The sequence below is a fragment of the Sporosarcina oncorhynchi genome, from assembly GCF_033304615.1.
Taxonomy (GTDB): domain Bacteria; phylum Bacillota; class Bacilli; order Bacillales_A; family Planococcaceae; genus Sporosarcina; species Sporosarcina oncorhynchi.
In genome coordinates, this window is the sequence record NZ_CP129118.1 from 107,448 (window position 1) to 115,000 (window position 7,553).

Sequence of the window (7,553 nt, forward strand, 5' to 3'; positions counted from 1 at the left end):
GATGTGCCGTCATATACGTGGCGGCTTTTTTTACATAGCAAATTTGTGTACAATGGTAGCATGCCATCCGGCGTGAGGGATAACTGATGAAGGAGTGAATGAAATGTCCCATTTGGATGAATTGAACGATCAGCTACTGGTGAGACGCCAGAAGATGGAAGACTTACGTGAGAATGGATTGGATCCATTCGGTTCAAGATATGAACGGACACACTTGTCCAATGAAATCCGGGAAGCGTATGAAGAGCTTACCAAAGAGGATTTGGATGAAACGGTTCATGAAGTGAAAATCGCGGGACGTATTATGACGAAGCGCGGCAAAGGAAAGGCTGGATTTGCACATATCCAGGATCTTGGTGGGCAGATTCAAATTTACGTCCGTCAAGATGCAATCGGTGAGGAAGCCTATGCACTATTTGATAATGCGGATCTAGGTGACATTGTCGGTGTTAAAGGAGACGTTTTTAAGACGAAGGTTGGAGAACTTTCTATTAAAGCGACTGAATTTACATTCCTGACGAAAGCACTGCGCCCGCTGCCTGATAAATTTCATGGTCTAAAAGATATCGAACAACGATACCGTCAACGCTACTTAGATCTCATTTCATCTGAAGAGAGCAGAGAGATGTTCATCACGAGAAGTCGTATCATCCAATCGATGCGTCGTTACCTGGATGAGAAAGGTTTCTTGGAAGTTGAAACACCAATGCTACACTCGATTGCGGGGGGAGCAACTGCACGCCCGTTCATCACGCACCATAATGCATTAGATATGACGTTATACATGCGTATTGCAATCGAGCTTCATTTGAAGCGTCTGATTGTCGGTGGACTGGAGAAAGTATATGAAGTGGGCCGTGTATTCCGTAATGAAGGAATCTCAACAAGACACAACCCTGAATTTACGATGATGGAGTTATATGAAGCGTATGCCGATTATAACGATATTATGGAACTGACTGAAAACATGATTGCATATATGGCGGAAGACGTCCTGGGTACAACACAAGTTCAGTATGGGGATGACATCATTGACTTATCTCCAGGCTGGAAACGTCTGCATATGGCAGACGCTGTAAAGGAATACACTGGGGTGGACTTCTGGAAAGAGATGACGAAAGAAGAAGCCCATGCCTTGGCGAAAGAGCACGGCGTTGAAGTAGCTGGCATGATGGAAGTTGGTCATGTTCTAAATGAGTTCTTTGAACAAAAGGTTGAAGAGCTGCTTGTACAGCCTACTTTCATTTATGGACATCCTGTAGAAATCTCGCCTTTGGCGAAGAAGAATCCTGAAGATGGACGCTTCACGGACCGTTTCGAACTATTCATCGTGCGCCGCGAGCATGCAAATGCATTTACAGAATTGAATGATCCAATCGATCAACGCGCCCGCTTTGAAGCGCAAATGGTGGAGAAAGAACAGGGCAATGATGAAGCGCATGAAATGGATGAAGACTTTGTCGAAGCACTGGAGTATGGTCTACCACCAACTGGTGGCCTTGGAATAGGTATTGATCGTCTAGTTATGCTTTTAACAAATGCCCAATCTATCCGGGACATCCTTCTATTCCCGCAGATGAGATCGAAGGAATAAAGCAGCTGAAGCTGTGCAAAAGCCTATATTGCACAGCTTCACGCTCTTTTTAAAAAAAGAATTAATCATTTTCAATGAAAACTATTGCATTCAAAATGATCTGGTGTTATATTAAATAACGTTGCACTTCTGGTAAACGAAAACAACTTTTAAAAAAAGACTTTAAAACTTTTTTAAAAAAGTTGTTGACAACAGCATTGCGATAATGGTATTATATAAAAGTTGCTTCTTAACGAAGCGACCGACAATAGAAACCAAATGAACCTTGAAAACTGAACAGCAAAACGTCAACAATACAAGTTCTGCAGCCGGCTTGCCGGTGAAGGAACAAAACGAATCTTCGGATTCAAAATTGACATCTTAATTGATGCCAGCAAGAAATGAGCTATTCATTTTCTTCTATTATGGAGAGTTTGATCCTGGCTCAGGACGAACGCTGGCGGCATGCCTAATACATGCAAGTCGAGCGGATTGATGGGAGCTTGCTCCCTGATATCAGCGGCGGACGGGTGAGTAACACGTGGGCAACCTGCCCTGCAGATGGGGATAACTCCGGGAAACCGGGGCTAATACCGAATAATCAGTTCCTTCGCATGAAGGAACTCTGAAAGACGGTTTCGGCTGTCACTGCAGGATGGGCCCGCGGCGCATTAGCTAGTTGGTGGGGTAATGGCCTACCAAGGCAACGATGCGTAGCCGACCTGAGAGGGTGATCGGCCACACTGGGACTGAGACACGGCCCAGACTCCTACGGGAGGCAGCAGTAGGGAATCTTCCACAATGGACGAAAGTCTGATGGAGCAATGCCGCGTGAGCGAAGAAGGTTTTCGGATCGTAAAGCTCTGTTGCGAGGGAAGAACAAGTACGGGAGTAACTGCCCGTACCTTGACGGTACCTCGTCAGAAAGCCACGGCTAACTACGTGCCAGCAGCCGCGGTAATACGTAGGTGGCAAGCGTTGTCCGGAATTATTGGGCGTAAAGCGCGCGCAGGCGGTCCTTTAAGTCTGATGTGAAAGCCCACGGCTCAACCGTGGAGGGTCATTGGAAACTGGAGGACTTGAGTACAGAAGAGGAAAGCGGAATTCCACGTGTAGCGGTGAAATGCGTAGAGATGTGGAGGAACACCAGTGGCGAAGGCGGCTTTCTGGTCTGTAACTGACGCTGAGGCGCGAAAGCGTGGGGAGCAAACAGGATTAGATACCCTGGTAGTCCACGCCGTAAACGATGAGTGCTAAGTGTTAGGGGGTTTCCGCCCCTTAGTGCTGCAGCTAACGCATTAAGCACTCCGCCTGGGGAGTACGGCCGCAAGGCTGAAACTCAAAGGAATTGACGGGGACCCGCACAAGCGGTGGAGCATGTGGTTTAATTCGAAGCAACGCGAAGAACCTTACCAGGTCTTGACATCCCACTGACCGGCATGGAGACATGTCTTTCCCTTCGGGGACAGTGGTGACAGGTGGTGCATGGTTGTCGTCAGCTCGTGTCGTGAGATGTTGGGTTAAGTCCCGCAACGAGCGCAACCCTTATTCTTAGTTGCCATCATTTAGTTGGGCACTCTAAGGAGACTGCCGGTGACAAACCGGAGGAAGGTGGGGATGACGTCAAATCATCATGCCCCTTATGACCTGGGCTACACACGTGCTACAATGGACGGTACAAAGGGCTGCAAACCCGCGAGGGCAAGCCAATCCCATAAAACCGTTCCCAGTTCGGATTGCAGGCTGCAACTCGCCTGCATGAAGCCGGAATCGCTAGTAATCGTGGATCAGCATGCCACGGTGAATACGTTCCCGGGTCTTGTACACACCGCCCGTCACACCACGAGAGTTTGTAACACCCGAAGTCGGTGGGGTAACCCTTACGGGAGCCAGCCGCCGAAGGTGGGACAGATGATTGGGGTGAAGTCGTAACAAGGTAGCCGTATCGGAAGGTGCGGCTGGATCACCTCCTTTCTAAGGATTATTACGGAATATGAACCTTGGGTTCATACGTTGACGTTTTGCGTTCAGTTTTGAAGGTTCATCCTGTTGGATGAAACTTTCAAAACTTGTTCATTGAAAACTGGATAGAACGACATTGAAGCAACAAAACATCAAGTTAATCAACCGAGTCGATCACTTAGTGATTGAACAATGCAAGTCTTTTTAACGATCATGGAAGCATATCGCTATGCGGAAGTGGTCACTTATGGAATTCATGAAGTGTCACAGCTGATTGAAAACCGAAAAGGTTAAGTTAGAAAGGGCGCACGGCGGATGCCTTGGCACTAGAAGCCTAAGAAGGACGGCACTAACACCGATATGCTTCGGGGAGCTGTAAGTAAGCTTTGATCCGAAGATTTCCGAATGGGGAAACCCACTGCCTTTAATGGGGCAGTACGTTTACGTGAATACATAGCGTAAACGAGGCACACCCGGAGAACTGAAACATCTAAGTACCCGGAGGAAGAGAAAGAAAAATCGATTCCCTTAGTAGCGGCGAGCGAAACGGGAAGAGCCCAAACCAGGAAGCTTGCTTCCTGGGGTTGTAGGACACTCTATACGGAGTTACAAAAGGCTGGATTAGACGAAGCGACCTGGAAAGGTCCGCCAGAGCGGGTAATAGCCCCGTAGTCGAAAGTCCATCCCCTCCAGAGTGGATCCTGAGTACGGCGGAACACGTGAAATTCCGTCGGAATCCGGGAGGACCATCTCCCAAGGCTAAATACTCTCTAGTGACCGATAGTGTACCAGTACCGTGAGGGAAAGGTGAAAAGCACCCCGGAAGGGGAGTGAAATAGATCCTGAAACCGTGTGCCTACAAGTTGTCAGAGCCCGTTAATGGGTGATGGCGTGCCTTTTGTAGAATGAACCGGCGAGTTACGATTCCATGCAAGGTTAAGCAGTGAATGCGGAGCCGCAGCGAAAGCGAGTCTGAATAGGGCGAATGAGTATGGGGTCGTAGACCCGAAACCAGGTGATCTACCCATGTCCAGGGTGAAGGTAAGGTAACACTTACTGGAGGCCCGAACCCACGTACGTTGAAAAGTGCGGGGATGAGGTGTGGGTAGCGGTGAAATTCCAATCGAACCTGGAGATAGCTGGTTCTCTCCGAAATAGCTTTAGGGCTAGCCTCAAACGTTAGAATCTCGGAGGTAGAGCACTGTTTGGACTAGGGGCCCATCCCGGGTTACCGAATTCAGACAAACTCCGAATGCCGATGATTTATGTTTGGGAGTCAGACTGCGGGTGATAAGATCCGTAGTCGAGAGGGAAACAGCCCAGACCGCCAGTTAAGGTCCCCAAGTATCCGTTAAGTGGAAAAGGATGTGACGCTGTCCAGACAACCAGGATGTTGGCTTAGAAGCAGCCACCATTTAAAGAGTGCGTAATAGCTCACTGGTCGAATGGCGTTGCGCCGAAAATGTACCGGGGCTAAACGGATCACCGAAACTGCGGATTGACACCTATGGTGTCAGTGGTAGGAGAGCGTTCCAAGGGCGTCGAAGCTAGACCGTAAGGACTGGTGGAGCGCTTGGAAGTGAGAATGCCGGTATGAGTAGCGAAAGAAGGGTGAGAATCCCTTCCACCGAATGCCTAAGGTTTCCTGAGGAAGGCTCGTCCGCTCAGGGTCAGTCGGGACCTAAGTCGAGGCCGAAAGGCGTAGACGATGGATAACAGGTTGATATTCCTGTACCACCTCCCCGCCGTTTGAGCAATGGGGGGACGCAGAAGGATAGGGTGAGCGCGCTGTTGGTCATGCGCGTCTAAGCAGTGAGGTGTGGAACGAGGCAAATCCCGTTCCTATAACATTGAGCTGTGACAGCAAGGGGAATTATTCCCCGGAGTCCCTGATTTCACACTGCCAAGAAAAGCCTCTAGCGAGGCGGGAGGTGCCCGTACCGCAAACCGACACAGGTAGGCGAGAAGAGAATTCTAAGGTGATCGAGAGAACTCTCGTTAAGGAACTCGGCAAAATGACCCCGTAACTTCGGGAGAAGGGGTGCTCTGGTAGGGTGTTAAAGCCCGAGAGAGCCGCAGTGAATAGGCCCAGGCGACTGTTTAGCAAAAACACAGGTCTCTGCAAAACCGTAAGGTGACGTATAGGGGCTGACGCCTGCCCGGTGCTGGAAGGTTAAGAGGAGAGGTCAGCGCAAGCGAAGCTTCGAATTGAAGCCCCAGTAAACGGCGGCCGTAACTATAACGGTCCTAAGGTAGCGAAATTCCTTGTCGGGTAAGTTCCGACCCGCACGAAAGGCGTAACGATCTGGGCACTGTCTCAACGAGAGACTCGGTGAAATTATAATATGCGTGAAGATGCGCATTACCCGCGACAGGACGGAAAGACCCCGTGGAGCTTTACTGTAGCCTGATATTGAATTCCGGTGCAGCCTGTACAGGATAGGTAGGAGCCTTTGAGTCCGGAGCGCCAGCTTCGGAGGAGGCAATGGTGGGATACTACCCTGGCTGTATTGGACTTCTAACCCTTGCCCGTGATCCGGGCAGGAGACAGTGTCAGGTGGACAGTTTGACTGGGGCGGTCGCCTCCTAAAGAGTAACGGAGGCGCCCAAAGGTTCCCTCAGAATGGTTGGACATCATTCGTAGAGTGCAAAGGCATAAGGGAGCTTGACTGCGAGACCTACAAGTCGAGCAGGGTCGAAAGACGGGCTTAGTGATCCGGTGGTTCCGCATGGAAGGGCCATCGCTCAACGGATAAAAGCTACCCCGGGGATAACAGGCTTATCTCCCCCAAGAGTCCACATCGACGGGGAGGTTTGGCACCTCGATGTCGGCTCATCGCATCCTGGGGCTGTAGTCGGTCCCAAGGGTTGGGCTGTTCGCCCATTAAAGCGGTACGCGAGCTGGGTTCAGAACGTCGTGAGACAGTTCGGTCCCTATCCGTCGCGGGCGCAGGAAATTTGAGAGGAGCTGTCCTTAGTACGAGAGGACCGGGATGGACACACCGCTGGTGTACCAGTTGTCTTGCCAAAGGCATCGCTGGGTAGCTATGTGTGGAAGGGATAAATGCTGAAAGCATCTAAGCATGAAGCCCCCCTCAAGATGAGATTTCCCATTACGCAAGTAAGTAAGATCCCTCAAAGAAGATGAGGTAGATAGGTCCGGGGTGGAAGCGTGGCGACACGTGCAGCTGACGGATACTAATCGATCGAGGACTTAACCTTATATGTTAGAAAGCGCACGGTTGAACGTGATGAGTTCAGCAACAATGTCTGTTTTATCCGGTTTTGAACGAACAAGTATATTTTTTTGAAAAAAGTGCTTGTAATTTCAAAAAGAGTTGATATAATAGTGAATGTCCTTTTAAAAGGATGTCATAAGTCTGGTGACGATGGCGAAGAGGTCACACCCGTTCCCATACCGAACACGGAAGTTAAGCTCTTCAGCGCCGATGGTAGTAGGGGGATTCCCCCTGTGAGAGTAGGACGTTGCCAGGCGATTAATTCTTTACATACTAATCAAATATCCCGGAGGATTAGCTCAGCTGGGAGAGCACCTGCCTTACAAGCAGGGGGTCGGCGGTTCGAGCCCGTCATCCTCCACCATTTCTTTACTACACTTGCCGGTGTAGCTCAACTGGTAGAGCAACTGACTTGTAATCAGTAGGTTGAGGGTTCAAGTCCTTTCGCCGGCACCATTTTTTAGAGCCATTAGCTCAGTTGGTAGAGCATCTGACTTTTAATCAGAGGGTCGCAGGTTCGAATCCTGCATGGCTCACCATTTTTTTGGACAAGATGTTTGAAGTTTTATACGCGGGTGTGGTGGAACTGGCAGACACGCTAGACTTAGGATCTAGTGCCGCAAGGCGTGGGGGTTCGACTCCCTTCACCCGCACTTTAATATGCGGAAGTAGTTCAGTGGTAGAATACGACCTTGCCAAGGTCGGGGTCGCGGGTTCGAATCCCGTCTTCCGCTCCATAGTTTTTGCCGGGGTGGCGGAACTGGCAGACGCACAGGACT

Annotated in this window: 1 protein-coding gene, 6 tRNA genes and 3 rRNA genes (1 of these 10 only partly in view); all 10 read left to right on the top strand. The window is 49.9% G+C overall.

All coding sequences use genetic code 11. From position 1 onward, the window contains the following. The first annotated feature begins 103 nt into the window (after positions 1-103). Positions 104-1,594: a lysine--tRNA ligase gene (lysS, locus tag QWT69_RS00530; protein WP_317967978.1), complete on the top strand. Its 1,491-nt coding sequence runs from the start codon at positions 104-106 to the stop codon at positions 1,592-1,594. Between the two features lie 401 nt (positions 1,595-1,995). After that, a 16S ribosomal RNA gene (locus tag QWT69_RS00535) occupies positions 1,996-3,547 on the top strand. A gap of 276 nt (positions 3,548-3,823) precedes the next feature. After that, positions 3,824-6,757 (top strand): 23S ribosomal RNA (locus QWT69_RS00540). A gap of 157 nt (positions 6,758-6,914) precedes the next feature. Further along, a 5S ribosomal RNA gene (rrf, locus tag QWT69_RS00545) occupies positions 6,915-7,030 on the top strand. The 16S, 23S and 5S rRNA genes sit together here with 6 tRNA genes alongside, the layout of an rRNA operon. Positions 7,031-7,062: 32 nt before the next feature. Beyond that, positions 7,063-7,138 (top strand) — tRNA-Val (locus QWT69_RS00550). A gap of 16 nt (positions 7,139-7,154) precedes the next feature. Next, positions 7,155-7,230 (top strand) — tRNA-Thr (locus tag QWT69_RS00555). A gap of 7 nt (positions 7,231-7,237) precedes the next feature. Next, positions 7,238-7,313: transfer RNA gene (locus tag QWT69_RS00560), tRNA-Lys, on the top strand. A 32-nt stretch (positions 7,314-7,345) separates the two neighbouring features. Next, positions 7,346-7,427 (top strand) — tRNA-Leu (locus QWT69_RS00565). A gap of 9 nt (positions 7,428-7,436) precedes the next feature. Then, a tRNA-Gly gene (locus QWT69_RS00570) sits at positions 7,437-7,511 on the top strand. 8 nt (positions 7,512-7,519) lie between these two features. After that, positions 7,520-7,553 (top strand) — tRNA-Leu (locus QWT69_RS00575); it runs 55 nt beyond the window's last position.